Source organism: Amycolatopsis sp. CB00013, assembly GCF_001905755.1.
GTDB lineage: Bacteria > Actinomycetota > Actinomycetes > Mycobacteriales > Pseudonocardiaceae > Amycolatopsis > Amycolatopsis japonica.
In genome coordinates, this window is the sequence record NZ_LIWC01000001.1 from 1,255,213 (window position 1) to 1,269,432 (window position 14,220).

The following is a 14,220-nucleotide window of genomic DNA, read 5'->3' on the forward strand; positions in this document are numbered from 1 at the left end:
ATAGCAGATATCCTGACCGGGTGTTGCTGACTCTCGACCTCGACAGCGAGGTTCCGATCTACCAGCAGATCCGCGATCGGATCGTCGAAGCCGTCGCCGACGGCACGCTCGCCGAGGGCAGCGCCCTGCCCTCCACCCGTCAGCTCGGCGCCGACCTGGCGATCAACTTCCACACCGTCAACAAGGCCTACGACCTGCTGCGGACGCAGGGGTTCATCCGCATCAACCGCAAGACCGGCGCGGTCGTCCGGCGGGACGCGACCTCCGGTCCGGCGGAGGACGGTTACGCGGACGAGTGGCAGGAGCGCCTGCGCACCCTGCTCGCCGAGGCCGTCGCTCTCGGCGTGGGCCCGCGCGAAGTGACAAGCCGCTGCGAAACGGTGTTGGACTCCTTCGCGGTGAGCGCGCGGCGATGACCTGGCTGTACTTGGCCTTGATCGCGTTCACCGCGGCGGCCTTCGCCTCCGCGCCCGCGCTCGCCCGGCCGACACTCCCCTTCGGCGTCCGGATCCCTGCCCGGCGTTCCGGCGAGGCCGTCGTCCTCCTCGCCCGGCGTCGCTACAACCGGGGTATCGGCACGGGAGCGATCGTGGCCTGCGTCGCGATTCTCTTCGATTGGCTCACGCCCGAGGTCGTCCTGCTCGTTCTCGCCGGCATCTACTCCCTGCTCGGCTGCCTGGCCCACCGCTCGATCGCCACCGCGAAACGCGAGGAAGGCTGGTATTCCGGCACGCGGCAGGCAGTCGGCACCGACACCTCGCTGCGCTCGGATCCGGTCCGTCCACAGTGGATCCTTCTGACGCCCGCCGTCGTGCTCGCCGTCGCCACCGTGGCCGGCGGATGGTTCACCGGGGCGACGGACTTCTCGACGGTCTTCGCGCAGATCCTGGTCATCGTGCTGACCTCGCTCATGACCGTCGCGATCTCACGGGCCAGGCCGGAGATCGACGCCGCGCAGCCGTCGGTGTCGGCGTCGCGGTACCGGGAGTATCTGCACGGCGTGCTCGCACTCCTGCTGATCTCGGCGGGCTGCGTCAACGCGACCCTGCTCGTCGTCTCGCTTCAGCTGTGGGGTGTCGTCGATACGACGGTGCCGGTGACGATCGTGGCGTACCTTCCCCTCGCCGCCGCGTTCATCGCGTGGATCGGTTTCACCGTGCGGGCGGGCGACGCCGGGCACCGGTTGCCGCGCGCCGGCGACGAACCGGAGACCCGCTACGAACAACGCGACGACGACCGCCACTGGTACGCGGCCGGGATGGTCTACCTGAACCGGAACGATCCGGCGCTGCTGGTGCACCGGCGGGTCGGGACGTACTGGACGCTCAACCTCGGGCATCCGATCGCGTGGGTCGTCCTCGCCGCGGTCGCCGTGGCCGCGGTGCTCACCGGATTCGGCGTCGTGACCCTCCCGGCGAAGGGCGGCTGACGGTACCCTGGCCGTGGGTGAGGGACCGTGGCCGTTGTGCCGGACTTCGTGGGAAAGCAGGCGCTCGACGCCTGGCTGTCCGGGCACGACGCGGGACTGTCGCTGCAGGGCCCCGATCCGGACAGCCCGCATCCCCTCCTGAACGGTCTCGTCGTCGCGCAGGTGCCCGCCGCCGGGACACGACTGCCGCGGTGGAGCGTGGTGACCGTCTGGATCACCGGCGGCGGTGACCCGTCCGGCGTCCGCGAGCCGCGGCGCCCACTGCCGAACCTTCTGGAAGACCAGGCCGAGGGCTGATCACCGGGTGTGATCGGTGGTGCCGGGGCCGCTCGTTACCCTGAAGCAATGACGTCGCAGAAAACCCCTCAAACGATGAAGCCCGCGACAGCGGCGAAGAAGCTGGGTGTGTACCTGGAGGCAACCCCGGCGGCGTTCCAGGAGGGTGTCGTCTCCCGCGACGAGCTGAACGCACTGCAGACCGAGCCGCCCGAGTGGCTGCGGGACCTGCGCCGCAACGGTCCGCATCCGCGTCCGGTCATCGCGGCGAAGCTGGGCGTCTCGATCAGCGGTCTGGCGCGCGGCGGGATCACCGGCGCCCTCACCACCGAGGAGATCGACGCGGTCAAGTCCGAAAACCCCGACTGGCTGCAGCGGGAGCGCGAGACCCAGGCCGAGGTCCGCAAGGAGGAGGCGCGGCTCAAGGCCGCCCGCACCGAAAGCTAGCCGCGACGACGGGGCTTGCCGAGCCGGCAGGGGTTGCGAAAGCCACTTTCGCAACGTTGAAGGTTGCGAAAGTGGCTTTCGCAACCTCTTCTTCGGTCGGCCCCGCTAGTTCGGCGATCGCGTCGCGAAAGCCACTTTCGCGACGTCTGATGTCCCGAAAGTGGCTTTCGCGACACCCTCCGTGACCCGGCGCGGGCGGAGGCTAGCCGCGACGACGGGGCTTGCCGCGTTTCCCGCCCTGGGGAGCGCGGCGATTCCCCGACTGCGGCTTCCGGCCGCCGGCCTGGGGACGGTTGCCCTTGACCGGGGCCTTCTTCGCCGGCGCTTGCTTTTCCTGGGCCTGCTGCCGACCGCGCGTGCTGTTGACCGTCCGGCCGCGGACGATCCCGATGAACTGCTCCATCAGGTCGGTGGTCTCGTCGTCCGGCCAGGACAGCGCGACCCCGGATTCCGGAGTGCCGGAGATCGGACGGTAGGTCAGGTCACGCCGATGGTGCAGCCGCGCGAGCGACTGCGGGACGATCAGGAGCCCGACCCCGGCGGCGACCAGCTCGATGGCGTCCGCGGTGGTGGCCGGCCGCTCCAGCGCGGGCTTCCCCGGCGGCGTGTCCCAGTCCAGCGTGTCGTCGAGCGGGTGCAGCACGATTTCGTCGGCGATGTCGTCCACGGAGACCTCGTCCGCGGCGGCGACCAGGTGGTCTTTCGGGACCACTACGACCGTCGTCTCGGTGTAGAGCGGGATCGCGTGCAGGCCCTCACGGTCGATCGGGAGCCGCAGCAGGACGGCGTCCACCTCACGCTCCCGGACGAGCCCGACCGCCTCGGCGGCCGTCGTCTGGACGAGCTCGAGCGGGACGTCGGGTGACCGCTCGTCCCAGATCCGGACCCACTTCGAGGGCGTCACGCCGGGGACGTACGCGAGCTTGAAGGAGGCGGGGGTGTCCGGGCCGGTCATGGAGGCAAGGTTACCGAGGGTTGGGCACCTGAAGTACATGAAGGCCCCCTTCCTTGCGCTAGACGCAGTGAAGGGGGCCTTCATGTACTTGGAGAGGTAGTCAAGGCCTCCTTGGGAAACCCGTATTTGCTGACCCGCTGGTGTGGCCGCGGCCAAGTGTGGAGGATTCGGGACGTTGTGCGTCCTGAATCCTCCACAGTCGACCCCGTTGGTGAGGGAGACGGGGCAGTGAAGCTAGTGCCGGCTGTCGTCTTGGGCGAGTGGGGAAGATTCCGGCCGTCCAACGTCCAGGATCTTCCCCACTCGGTCGTCCACCCCGGGGCGTAACCGGCACGATCAAGGGTTCAAGACCAGGACGGCCACCGCCACGATGAAGGAATCGGGACACTCAACGTCCAAATTCCTTCATCGTCATCCCACGACAACCGGACTCTCGCTCCCACGCAGGTCGGACGTAAGTACACAAATGCTGGTTCGCCTTCACTACCTTCAGGGTAGGCAAGGAGGCCTTCACGGACCCCGACCCGCGATCAGCCACAGCCAAATGTCCAGTAAGTACTTAAGGGTGGCACCGCACTCACGTGATCGAAGACGGAACTCGCGTGATCAGAGGCGGAACACCCCGAGTGCGGCCTCCAAACACGCGAGTCACGTCTCTGATCACGTGAGTCACGCCTCCGCTCACGCCGCGCCTATGTGTCCAGTCCGTGAAGGCCTCCTTGAGGGACCTAGAGTCCCTCAAGGAGGCCTTCACGGACTTCGGACCAGCGAAAGAGGACGCGGTGGCGCTAACCGTCTGCGCCACGCACGAGACCCACTACGGAGCCCAGGGCGCGGAGACCGCCCACGTGACGTCCTGGTCGTACGAGACCGGGTTGTCGAACGGGTGGCCGCCGCCGCTGGTGGCGACGTAGACCTCCTCGGCGTAGTGCCGCATGTTCGTCCCCAGTTCGTTCACCGACGCCAGCCGCACGCCGCCGGCGCCGGGCTGGGCGCAGAACGTCGCGTCCTTCCGGAACAGGTCGGTGTTGTCGTTCCCGTTCAGCCGCACCCGGAAGTCCGCGTGCCGCAGGAAATTGCCCGGATAGTTGCGCGCCTCCAGCGAGTAGCACGACGGATCCGCGAGACCGCGCCGTACGACGAACGTCGCGTCCGCCTTCAGCAGAGCCGCGCTCCCCGCGTTCACCACGTCCGTCCGCGCGAGGCCGTCACGATGCCGCAGGAAGCGGTCCGTGAAGCCGGGTGTGGTCACCTTGAACGAGCGTGCCTGGTCCAGCGGCAGATCGGCGCCACTACGCCAGAGCGGGATCGTCGCCGCCCACGTCGTGTCCGCGGCGAAGCTCGACGGCGTGTCCCACGGGTTCGGCCCGCCGCTGCGCGCGAGATAGACGGTCGCGGCGTAGTGGCGGATGAAGGCACCGGGCTGGTTGAACGACTCCAGTGCTGTTCCCCCGGCGCCTTCCCTCGCGCAGAACGTCGCGTCCCCGGCGAACTGCGCCGAACCGTCGTTCGCGTCCTTGCGGATCCGCGACGACGCGTGGCGCAGGAAGTGCCCGGGGTAGTTCCGCGACTCGAACGACAGGCACGACGCGTCGGCCAGTCCCTGCCGGGCCCAGAACGTCGCGTCCTTCTTCCCGAGGTCCGCGCTGCCTTCACCGAGGACGTCCGTGCGGACGAAGTCGTCCTGATGCCGCAGATAGCGATCCGTGTATCCGGCCGTCGTGACCCGAAGCGACAAGAGTTCGCTCCGGCCGACCTCGGTGCCCTTGGCGATGGCGAGCACCTTCTGGTTGATCTCGCGCACCCGCGCTTCGGTCATCTTCAGCACACGGCGGTCGTAGGTGTAGAAGCCGTTGACCTCGTTCTCGACGTCGTACGGTTCGGTGTAGACCGACGCGGAAAGCCCCCGTCCGTGCACGAACCGCCCGACCTGTTTGGTGATCTCGACGTACCGGTTCGTCAGCGACGTCTCGTCCGGATACAGCGCGCCGTACGCGAAACCCTTGCCCGGTTCCCATTCGTGCCCGGTGACGCGTCGCCCGAGGCCGCCGTACTCCCCCAGCACCGCGATCCTTCGCGCGTCGGGTTGCCTCGTGCCGGTGGAGACCTGGTACGCGTGGTCGTCGATCACGTCGCCGTTGCCCGGATCCGGATCGGACACACAGCAGTTCGACCCGGAGTTGTGGTTGATCAGCCGGGTGTCGTCGATCGAGCGCACCAGATCCACGATGCGGCCGGCGTCGTATTCGCCCCAGCCCTCGTTGAACGGCACCCACTGCACGATCGAGGTGATGCCCTTGTGCTGCTCGATCATCCGCCGCAGCTCGGATTCGTAGCTCACGTGCCCGTTCGGGACTTCGTCGATCGAGTCGAGCGACGGCATGTCCTGCCAGACCATCAGCCCCAGTTTGTCGGCGTGGTAGAACCATCGCGCCGGCTCGACCTTGATGTGCTTGCGGACCATGTTGAAGCCCAAGGCCTTCTGGCGTTCGAGGTCGAACCGCAATGCCTCGTCGGTCGGCGCGGTGTAGATGCCGTCCGGCCAGTAGCCCTGGTCGAGCGTGCCCAGCTGGAAGACGAACTTGCCGTTGAGCAGCGGCCGCATCACGCCTCCGACCATCGCCTTGCCCAGCGAACGCATGCCGAAGTATCCGGTGACGACGTCGCCACCCGGCAGCCGCACGCGCAGGTCGTAGAGGAACGGGTCGTCGGGCGACCACAGCCGCGCGTTCGGCACCGGGACCCGCAGATGAGACCCGACGGCACCGGTCGCGGTGCCGACCACTTGGCCGCCTGAAAGCACTTCGGCGGTCGCTTGCTGCCCGGGAGTGCCCTGGACGACGAGGGCGAGCGCGCCGCCGGGGACGTCGGGAGTGGTGTCGAGCCGCGTGATGTGCTCGGTCCGGACCGGTTCCAGCCAGACGGTCTGCCAGATCCCCGACGCCGCCGTGTAGAAGATGCCGCTGGGCGACTTGCGCTGCTTCCCCACCGGGTACCGGCTGCCGTCGACCGGCGACGCGACGCCGACGACGATCTCGTTCTCCCCCGCCTTCAGCGCCGGGGTGATGTCGAAGGAGAAGGCGTCGAAACCACCGGTGTGGCTCCCGATCGACGTCCCGTTGACCCACACCTTGGTCTCCCAGGTGACGGCGCCGAAGTTGAGCTTCACCCGGCGACCGTCCCAAGTGGACGGAACGGTGAACGTCCGCCGGTAGAACATGTTGTCCTCATGCCGTTTGATCCCCGAAAGCATCGACTCGATCGGGTAAGGCACGAGTACGTTTTCGCTCAACGGCCTGCCGATCGGCGGCGAATTCAGATTCTGCGCGCCGGTGAAACCCCAGGTTCCGTTGAGGTTGAGCCATTCCGAGCGCACCAGCTGCGGGCGCGGGTACTCGGGCAGCGCGTTCGACGGCGAGACCTGGTCCGTCCACGGGGTCGGTAGCGGTACGGGAGCGGCTTGAGCGACGGGAACGAGTGTCGTCGCGGCGGCCAGCAGACCGGCCACGACGCTCAGTGCGCGCGCGGTTCTTCGGTGCATGCGATCTCCCCTATCTCCTGGCGGTCGTGCGCGCCAGTGACCGCTGCAGAACAACGACCACCAGCAGGAACGCACCGCTGACCACCGACTGGTAGTTGCTGTCGAGAGTTCCTATCTGGTTGATGACGTTCTGGATGACCGTTCGGATGCCCACGCCGATGACCGTTCCGAGAATCGTGCCCATCCCGCCGGTCAGCAGGGTGCCGCCGATGACGACGACGGAGATGGCGTCCAGTTCGAGGCCGACGCCGATCACCGTGACACCGGATTGCAGGTAGGCCGCGGTCAGCGCGCCCGCGAGCCCGGAAAGCACCCCACTCATCACGTAGACGGTGACCTTGGTGCGCGCCACCGGCAGCCCCATCAGCTTCGCGGACTGCTCCGAGCCGCCGGTCGCGAACACCGCTTGCCCGAACCGGGTCCGCCGCAGCAGGAGCCCGCCGATCAGGCACAGCGCCGCCGCGATGAACACCGGATAGCCGAACCCGAACAGCGTGCCGCGCCCGAGTTCGACGAACGCCTCGCCCTCCGGGATCTTGTACGTCGTCGCACCCTCCGTGGTGATCGCGAGCAGCAGCCCGCGGGCGAACAGCAGCGATGCGAGCGTGACGATGAACGGCGCCATCCCGGTCTTCGCGACGAGCAACCCGTTGATCAGGCCGATCAGCCCGCACACCGCCAGAGGCAGCAGCAACGCGACGAGGAAACCCCATTGCGACCCGTAAGCCGCGAGGACCCCGCCGAGCGCGTAGACCGACCCCACCGAGAGGTCGATCCCGCCGGTGATGATCACGAACGTCATCCCGAGCGCGATGATCGCGAGGAACGAGCTCTGCAACGCGATGTCGCGCAGGTTGTCCAGGCTGCCGAAACGCGGGAACAGCAGCCACGCGACGGCGACCATGAGCACCAGCGCGATCGCCGCGCCCTGTTTCTGCAGGACCCCGGTCATGAGCTCGCGCCGGGTGGAGTCCTGGGCGGCCATCGTGGGCGCCGCGGTCATCGGCTGCTCCGTTCCCGTGCGACGTACACCGCGCCGACGATGATCGCGGCCTGGATCATCTGCGCGGTCGAATCCGGCAGGTTGTGCTTGATGAGCGTGGCGCGGACGAGCTGCATGAGCAGGACACCCATCACCGTGCCGAGGATGCGGACACGGCCGCCGGTCAGCGGGGTGCCGCCGACCACGACCGCGGTGATCGCGGACAGTTCCATCAGCAATCCGGCGTCCGCGGGGTCGCCGGCGCCGAGCCTGGCGGTGGAAAGCACCCCGGCCAACGCCGCCAGCAAGCCGCAGATGGCGTAGACGCCGATGAGGACCCGGTTGACCGGCAGCCCGGCGAGCACGCTGGCCCGCCGGTTGCCGCCGATGGCGACGAGCCGCCTGCCGAACGCCGTCTTCCCGACCAGTGCCGCCACCAGCACGGCCAGTACGGCCGCGATGAGCACGCTCACCGGGATCCCGAGCACCTCGCCGTTGCCGAGCGCGAGGAAATCCGGATCGTGCAACTGGATCAGCTGACCGTCGGCGAGGACGAGCGCGAGCCCGCGCCCGCCGACGAGCAAGGCGAGTGTCGCCACGATCGGCTGGATCCCGACTTTGGCGACGAGCACCCCGTTCAGCGTCCCCGCGGCCAGCCCCGCCGCGAGCGCGACCGCCACCGCCGGCAGGGTCCCGGCGCCGAGGTACAGCGGGACGAGCGCGGCCGAGAGCGCCATCACCGCGCCCACCGACAGGTCGACGCCTTCGGTGCCGATCACCAGCGCCATCCCGAGCGCGACCACCAGTACCGGCGCGGCCTGGATGAGCTGGGTGCGGAAGTTGCCGACGGTCAGGAAGTTCGCCGTGAACGCGATGTTGAACAGCACGAGCGCGACGACGGCGACGTAGACGCCGTACTCCTGCAGCCACCGCGCCACCCGGGTCCGGTCCACCGTTTTCGCCGTGTCCGTCATGGTGGGTCCCGGTTCCTCCGTTCTCCGCTGGGTACTGGTCATTCCGCGCCACCTGAAGCGATCGCGGCCAGTACGTGGTCCTGCGTCAGCTGCTCCCCCGCGAGTTCCCCGACCACCGCACCGTCCTTGAGCACGACCAGCCGGTCCGCTCCGTCGAGGAGCTCTTCCATCTCCGACGAGATCAGCAGGACGGCGAGCCCTTCTTTCGCGAGTTCGTCGATGAGCGCCTGCACCTCGGCCTTCGCGCCGACGTCGATACCCCGGGTCGGCTCGTCGAGCAGCAGCACCTTCGGCTCGGTGCAGAGCCAGCGGGCCAGCAGTACCTTCTGCTGGTTGCCGCCGGAAAGTTCGGCGACCTTCTGGTCCGGGCTCGACACCTTGATCCGCAGGCGTTTCACGAACGTGTCGACGATCCTGTCCTGCCGGGCCCGGCTGACCAGACCGAAACGGGACAGCTTCGGCAACGCGGCGAGCACGATGTTCTCCCGCACGGACAGATGCGGGATGATGCCTTCGGTCTTGCGGTCCTCGGCGAGCATGCTGACGCCCGCGCGCATCGCGGCCGCCACATTCCCTTGCGGCACTTGCTTTCCGCCGACGAGCACCGTGCCGCCCGAGAGTGGCAGATCGCCGACGATCGCCCGCGCGGTCTCCGTGCGGCCGGAGCCGAGCAGCCCCGCGAGACCGACGATCTCGCCGGGTTTGATCTCCACCGAGACACCGCCCAGCCGGTTGCCGCTGGTGAGGTTCTCCGCGCGCAGCACCGGTTCCCGGCCCGCCTCATGGTCGCCCTCGAAGGCCGTCGCGCCGTGCGAGCGGATGTCGCCGACGCTGCGGCCGAGCATCATCGACACCAGTTCCAGCCGCGGCAGGTCGGCGAGCGGTCCGGTGTGGACTCGCCTGCCGTCCCGAAGCACCGTGACGCGTTCGCAGATCCGGTACAGCTCGTCCATGCGGTGGCTGACGTACACGATCGCGATCCCGCGTTCGTGCAGCCTGCCGATGACCTCGAACAGCGTCTCGACCTCACGCGGTTCCAGCGAAGACGTCGGCTCGTCCATGATCACGACGTCGGCGTCGACCGAGACCGCGCGGGCCAGCGCGACCATCTGCTGCGCGCCGACGCCGAGTGTCCCGAGTGGACGGCGGACGTCGGCGTCGATGCCGTAGTCCGCAAGCAGGGCCGCCGCGTCGGAGTTCATCCGCGCCCAGTCGACCAGCCCGAACCGCTTCCTCGGCTCACGGCCGAGGTACACGTTGCCGGCCACGCTCATCAGCGGGATGAGGTTGACCTCCTGGTAGATCGTGGAGATCGCGCCTCGCGCGTGGATCGTGCCGGAATCCGGCTTGTGCACGCCGGTGAGCACCTTGATCAGCGTCGACTTGCCGGCGCCGTTCTCGCCCACCAGCGCGTGCACCTCGCCCGGCCGCAGCGCGAACGACACGTCGTCGAGCGCGCGCACCCCGGCGAACGTCTTCGTCACGCCTTCGACCTCGAGAACCGGTTCCATCGTCAGTACGCGTTTCCGAGCTTCTGCGCGGCGTTCGCCGAGTCGTACTGGTCGTCGGAGATCACGACGGTCGGCGGGATCTCCTTGCCCGCGGCGAAGTCCTGCAGTGTCGAGAAGGCGAGCGGACCGAAACGCGGGTTGGACTCGATCACCGCGTTGTAGCTGCCGTCGGCGATGAGCTGGACGGCGTTGCGGGTGCCGTCGATCGAGACGATCTTGACGTCCTTGCCCGGTGTCTTACCCGCGGCCTTGAGCGCGGTGACCGCGCCGATGCCCATCTCGTCGTTCTCGGCGTAGACCGCGGTGATCTCGGGGTTGCTCTGGATGAGCTGCTCCATGACCGCCTGCCCCTTGGACCGGTCGAACTCGCCGGTCTGCTCGGCGACGACCTGGATGCCCGTGGTCGCGGCGATCTCGTCCTTGAACCCCTTCGTGCGGTCGGTGGTCACGTTGTTGCCGGACGCGCCGAGCAGGATCGCGACCTTGCCGGTGCCGCCGGTGGCCTTCACCATCTCCTGCGCCGCTCGCTTGCCCTGCTCGACGAAGTTCGAGCCGATGAAGGTCAGGTAATCGGTGCACGGCTGCGACGTCACCTTGCGGTCGATCGTGATGACCGGGACCTTCTTGGCCTTCGCCGCGTCGAGGGCGGGCTGGAGGCCGTCGGAGTTCAGCGGAGCCACGATGAGCAGCTGCGCACCCCGGTCCAGCAACGACTTGATGTCGCTGACCTGCTTGTTGAGATCGCTCTGCGCGTTGGTGACCAGGAGTTTGTCGTCCGGGACACCGAGTTTCTTCGCTTCGTCCTTGATGGACTGTGTTTCGGCGATCCGGAACGGGTTCGCCTCCTTCTCCGACTGGGAGAAGCCGATGACCGCGTTCTTCACGTCCACCTGCGGGTAGCCGGTCTTCTCGCGGGCGCAGCCCGGCCCCGCGGCCTGGTTCGGCGCCGCCGAGGCGGCGGGACCGGCCCCCGACGGGGCGGATTGCTGGGTCTCACGGCTGGTGCAGGCCGTCAGCGCGAGCGCGAGGCCGGTCACCAGGAGCAGGGTGCGGCGGATGGGCAGGGACATCGATCGCTCCTCGGGGAAGTCGAGTACACGGATCTGCGGTGACCCATGTCACTCGTAGGGACGATGCCAGATTTACATCGTTGGTACAACGTTGTAAATCCGCCGTTCGCGCGGCTAGGCTGTGCCGGATCTGTACCGGAGCACTGCGGAGGGGAGCGAGGGTGGCCACGCTCAAGGACGTCGCCAAGCTTGCGGGCGTCTCGGTCAAGACCGTGTCGAACGTGGTCAACGGCTACGACTTCGTCAAGCCGGAGAACCGCAAACGCGTCGAGGAGGCCTTGGCCTCGACCGGATACCGGCCCAATCTCGGTGCCCGCAACCTCCGCCGTGGGCGCACCGGATTCCTCGGGCTGATGCTGCCCGAGCTGAGCATCCCGTACTTCGGCGAGCTGGCCGGTCTGGTGCTGCAGGCGGCGCAGGAGCACGAGTGGAACGTCCTCATCGAACAGACCCTCGGCACCAGGGAACGCGAGCGCAACGCGCTGTCCGCGCTGGGCCCGCATCTGATCGACGGCGCGATCATCAGCCCGGAGGCGTTGCACACCAACGACTTCGAGGATCTCGCACCCGGTGTCCCGCTGGTGATGCTCGGCGAGCACGTCGTCGACGTCCCGATAGACCACGTCGGTATCGACAACGTCCAGGCCGCCCGGATCGCGGTGCGGCATCTGATCTCGCTCGGCCGCCGCCGGATCGCCGCGATCGGTGCGCATCCGCAACGCCATACCGCCGCGCAGCGGCTTGAGGGCTACCACTCCGCGCTCGCCGAGGCAGGGCTCGCGCCCATCCCGGAACTGGTCCTGCCCGCGCTGCGGTATCACCGCGCCAACGGCGCCGAAGCGATGGCGCATCTCCTCGCTCTGCCGGAGCCGCCCGACGCTGTCTTCTGCTTCAACGACCTCCTCGCCATCGGCGCCCTTCGCGCCGCGGCCGAACGCGGCGTCCAGGTGCCGTCGGACATGGCGATCGTCGGTTTCGACAACAACGAGGAGAGCGCGTACAGCCTGCCGTCCCTGACGACGATCGCGCCGGACAAGGCTGCGATCGCGCGGGCCGCCGTCGATCTGCTGCGCCGTCGTATCGCGGGCGGGAGCGACCTCGAACCGGAAGACGTCCAGACCCCCTTCTCGCTCGAAATCCGGAACAGCACCATCGCTTGACCCCCGCATTTCGTCCTCTGAATGCGGTAGTTGCGTGCACAAGGACCGCATTCAGAGGACGAAATGCGGGAGGCGTGGCATGGTGTGTCCGTGAACCGGGCCCTGGCGGTGCTGACCCTCGTCGCGTACGTGACGTTGCCGCTCGGCTCGGCCAAGTACGAAACGCTCGTGCTGCCGACGCTCCTCGCCGGACTGGTCTACGCGGCGATCGCGATCGTGGGCTTCCCCTGGGTGCAGAAACACGGACGCGCGTGGGCGATCGCGTACGTCTGCGTTCAGTTACCGCTCGGCTTCACCCTGTTCTCGCTTTCGGGCGCCGCCGTCGGGGCGGTCCTGCTTCTCGTGGTCCTCGTCTGCCACACCGTGTTGCTGCTGCCCCTGCCGGTGGCGTTCGGGGTCGCGGTCGTGATCCCGCTCATCCACCTGCCGATGGCGCCGATGGACGGCCTCCGCGAGGGGCTCGGGACGCTGGCGGTCATGGTCTTCGCCGCCGTGGTGACCGAACTGGTCGTGCGGGAGAAGCGGGCGCGTGAGGAGCTGGCCGAGGCGCACGAACGTCTTCGCGACCACGCCGCCCAGGCCGAACAGCTCGCGACGATCCAGGAGCGCAACCGGCTCGCGCGCGACATCCACGACGGGCTCGGCCATCACCTCACGGTCGTCCAGATGATGTTGCAGGCCGCCCGCGCGGTGATCGGCACCGGCGACACGGAGCGGGCCGACGGGATGCTCGCCAAGGCACAGGATCAGTCGCGCGAGGCGCTGGCGGAGGTCCGGCGCTCGGTGTCGGCGTTGCGGGAGCCGCGCTCCGAGCCGCTCACGGACGCGTTGCGGACGCTGACGGACGAGGCTTCCGCGGCGGGTGTGCCGACCGGGTTCGAGGTCAAGGGCACCGCACGGGACACCCGCCCCGACGTCGAGGAGTCGCTGTTCCGGGCGGCACAGGAGGGACTGACCAACGTGCGCAAGCACGCGCGTGCCAAGGCCGCGACCGTGGTGCTCGACTACGCGGTCGCCGATCTCGTCCGCCTCGAAGTCCGCGACGACGGTCTCGGGATCGCCCCGGATTCCCCGTCGGACAAGGGTTTCGGTCTTGTCGGGCTCCGCGAGCGGGTCGCCGGCCTCGGCGGCCGGGTCTCGGTCGACTCCACCGAAGGCCAGGGCCTGACACTCACCGTGGAGGTGCCGGGATGACCGTCCGCGTGCTGATCGTCGACGACCAGGCGTTGTTCCGCGAAGCCTTGGCGACCCTGTTGGAAGTCCAGCCCGAGATCGACGTCGTCGGCGAGGCGGCGAACGGCGAGGAGGCCGTGCGGCTCTGCGCCGAACTCCGCCCCGACGTCGCGTTGATGGATCTGCGGATGCCCGTGCTGGACGGAATCGCGGCCACCGCGCGGCTTCGGGCCGAGCAGCCCGGCGTGCGCGTCTTGGCGCTGACGACGTTCGACGACGACGAAGACGTGTTCGCCGCGTTGCGCGCGGGCGCCGTCGGCTATCTGCTGAAGGACGTCTCGTCGACGCGGCTGGTCGAAGCGCTGGTGGCGGCCGAACGGGGCGAATCGGTGCTGCAGCCTTCCGTCGCGGCGAAACTCGTCGCGAGGGTGGCCAGGCTCCCCGCCGAGACACCCAGGCCGTCGGCGACACCGCTTTCGGAACGGGAACTGGAGGTCGTCCGGCTCCTCGCGGACGGCCGGAGCAACCGCGAGATCGCCAAGACGCTGTTCCTCGCCGAGGGCACGGTGAAGAACCTCGTGACGAGTGTCCTGTCCAAACTCCAGGTACGGGATCGCACCCAGGCCGCCCTGCGCGCGAAGGAACTCGGCCTGTTCTGAGCGTTGCGTACCTACTCCGGTCGGAAGTCCGTGAGTAAAGGCG

Annotated in this window: 13 protein-coding genes; 7 read left to right on the top strand and 6 right to left on the bottom strand. The window is 68.4% G+C overall.

What is annotated here, in order from left to right:
- Positions 1 to 20 precede the first annotated feature (20 nt).
- The 4 genes from AMK34_RS05585 to AMK34_RS05600 all read left to right on the top strand — a co-directional run bounded on the left by AMK34_RS05585 (position 21) and on the right by AMK34_RS05600 (position 2,152).
- Entirely contained in the window at positions 21 to 416 is a 396-nt protein-coding gene (locus tag AMK34_RS05585; RefSeq protein ID WP_037338426.1) for a GntR family transcriptional regulator, read from the top strand.
- Positions 413 to 1,429, top strand: coding sequence for a DUF5808 domain-containing protein (locus AMK34_RS05590; RefSeq protein ID WP_073843408.1), 1,017 nt, complete (start codon positions 413 to 415; stop codon positions 1,427 to 1,429). Before AMK34_RS05585 ends, AMK34_RS05590 begins: the two co-directional genes overlap by 4 nt.
- A 36-nt stretch (positions 1,430 to 1,465) precedes the next feature.
- On the top strand, positions 1,466 to 1,726 hold the full coding sequence (locus tag AMK34_RS05595) for a PASTA domain-containing protein (protein WP_198941631.1): 261 nt from the start codon (positions 1,466 to 1,468) through the stop codon (positions 1,724 to 1,726).
- A 75-nt stretch (positions 1,727 to 1,801) separates the two neighbouring features.
- Positions 1,802 to 2,152 (top strand): DUF5997 family protein, encoded by a 351-nt coding sequence (locus AMK34_RS05600; RefSeq protein WP_073843412.1) that lies wholly within the window; start codon positions 1,802 to 1,804, stop codon positions 2,150 to 2,152.
- Positions 2,153 to 2,354: 202 nt separating this feature from the next.
- On the opposite strand, the gene AMK34_RS05605 is transcribed toward AMK34_RS05600, so the two are convergent.
- The 6 genes from AMK34_RS05605 to AMK34_RS05630 form a co-directional block, all read right to left on the bottom strand.
- The gene (locus AMK34_RS05605) at positions 2,355 to 3,107 is read right to left on the bottom strand and encodes a LysR family substrate-binding domain-containing protein (protein WP_073843414.1); all 753 of its coding nucleotides are present in this window, start codon (positions 3,105 to 3,107) and stop codon (positions 2,355 to 2,357) included.
- Between the two features lie 817 nt (positions 3,108 to 3,924).
- Positions 3,925 to 6,648, bottom strand: a complete 2,724-nt coding sequence (locus tag AMK34_RS05610; protein WP_073843416.1) for an AbfB domain-containing protein — start codon at positions 6,646 to 6,648, stop codon at positions 3,925 to 3,927.
- Positions 6,649 to 6,658: 10 nt separating this feature from the next.
- Positions 6,659 to 7,651: an ABC transporter permease gene (locus AMK34_RS05615; protein ID WP_038513096.1), complete on the bottom strand. Its 993-nt coding sequence runs from the start codon at positions 7,649 to 7,651 to the stop codon at positions 6,659 to 6,661.
- The gene (locus tag AMK34_RS05620; RefSeq protein WP_037338443.1) at positions 7,648 to 8,604 is read right to left on the bottom strand and encodes an ABC transporter permease; all 957 of its coding nucleotides are present in this window, start codon (positions 8,602 to 8,604) and stop codon (positions 7,648 to 7,650) included. Before AMK34_RS05620 ends, AMK34_RS05615 begins: the two co-directional genes overlap by 4 nt.
- 38 nt (positions 8,605 to 8,642) lie before the next feature.
- Positions 8,643 to 10,115, bottom strand: a complete 1,473-nt coding sequence (locus AMK34_RS05625; RefSeq protein ID WP_073843418.1) for a sugar ABC transporter ATP-binding protein — start codon at positions 10,113 to 10,115, stop codon at positions 8,643 to 8,645.
- A gap of 2 nt (positions 10,116 to 10,117) precedes the next feature.
- Complete coding sequence (locus tag AMK34_RS05630) at positions 10,118 to 11,185, bottom strand: ABC transporter substrate-binding protein (RefSeq protein ID WP_038513089.1); 1,068 nt, start codon at positions 11,183 to 11,185, stop codon at positions 10,118 to 10,120.
- Positions 11,186 to 11,346: 161 nt separating this feature from the next.
- Here AMK34_RS05630 and AMK34_RS05635 point away from each other — a divergent pair, with 161 nt between their 5' ends.
- The 3 genes from AMK34_RS05635 to AMK34_RS05645 all read left to right on the top strand — a co-directional run bounded on the left by AMK34_RS05635 (position 11,347) and on the right by AMK34_RS05645 (position 14,177).
- A complete protein-coding gene (locus AMK34_RS05635; RefSeq protein WP_072027016.1) occupies positions 11,347 to 12,345 on the top strand; it encodes a LacI family DNA-binding transcriptional regulator in 999 nt (332 codons plus the stop codon).
- Positions 12,346 to 12,435: 90 nt separating this feature from the next.
- Positions 12,436 to 13,539, top strand: a complete 1,104-nt coding sequence (locus tag AMK34_RS05640) for a sensor histidine kinase (protein WP_073844594.1) — start codon at positions 12,436 to 12,438, stop codon at positions 13,537 to 13,539.
- Positions 13,536 to 14,177, top strand: coding sequence for a response regulator (locus AMK34_RS05645; protein WP_038513080.1), 642 nt, complete (start codon positions 13,536 to 13,538; stop codon positions 14,175 to 14,177). Before AMK34_RS05640 ends, AMK34_RS05645 begins: the two co-directional genes overlap by 4 nt.
- Positions 14,178 to 14,220 lie beyond the last annotated feature (43 nt).

Coding starts and splice junctions, on each gene's coding strand:
- AMK34_RS05590 (WP_073843408.1), top strand. CDS start 413: ATGACCTGGCTGTACTTGGCCTTGATCGCGTTCACCGCGGCGGCCTTC.
- AMK34_RS05600 (WP_073843412.1), top strand. CDS start 1,802: ATGAAGCCCGCGACAGCGGCGAAGAAGCTGGGTGTGTACCTGGAGGCA.
- AMK34_RS05605 (WP_073843414.1), bottom strand. CDS start 3,107: ATGACCGGCCCGGACACCCCCGCCTCCTTCAAGCTCGCGTACGTCCCC.
- AMK34_RS05610 (WP_073843416.1), bottom strand. CDS start 6,648: ATGCACCGAAGAACCGCGCGCGCACTGAGCGTCGTGGCCGGTCTGCTG.
- AMK34_RS05615 (WP_038513096.1), bottom strand. CDS start 7,651: ATGACCGCGGCGCCCACGATGGCCGCCCAGGACTCCACCCGGCGCGAG.
- AMK34_RS05620 (WP_037338443.1), bottom strand. CDS start 8,604: ATGACGGACACGGCGAAAACGGTGGACCGGACCCGGGTGGCGCGGTGG.
- AMK34_RS05625 (WP_073843418.1), bottom strand. CDS start 10,115: ATGGAACCGGTTCTCGAGGTCGAAGGCGTGACGAAGACGTTCGCCGGG.
- AMK34_RS05630 (WP_038513089.1), bottom strand. CDS start 11,185: ATGTCCCTGCCCATCCGCCGCACCCTGCTCCTGGTGACCGGCCTCGCG.
- AMK34_RS05645 (WP_038513080.1), top strand. CDS start 13,536: ATGACCGTCCGCGTGCTGATCGTCGACGACCAGGCGTTGTTCCGCGAA.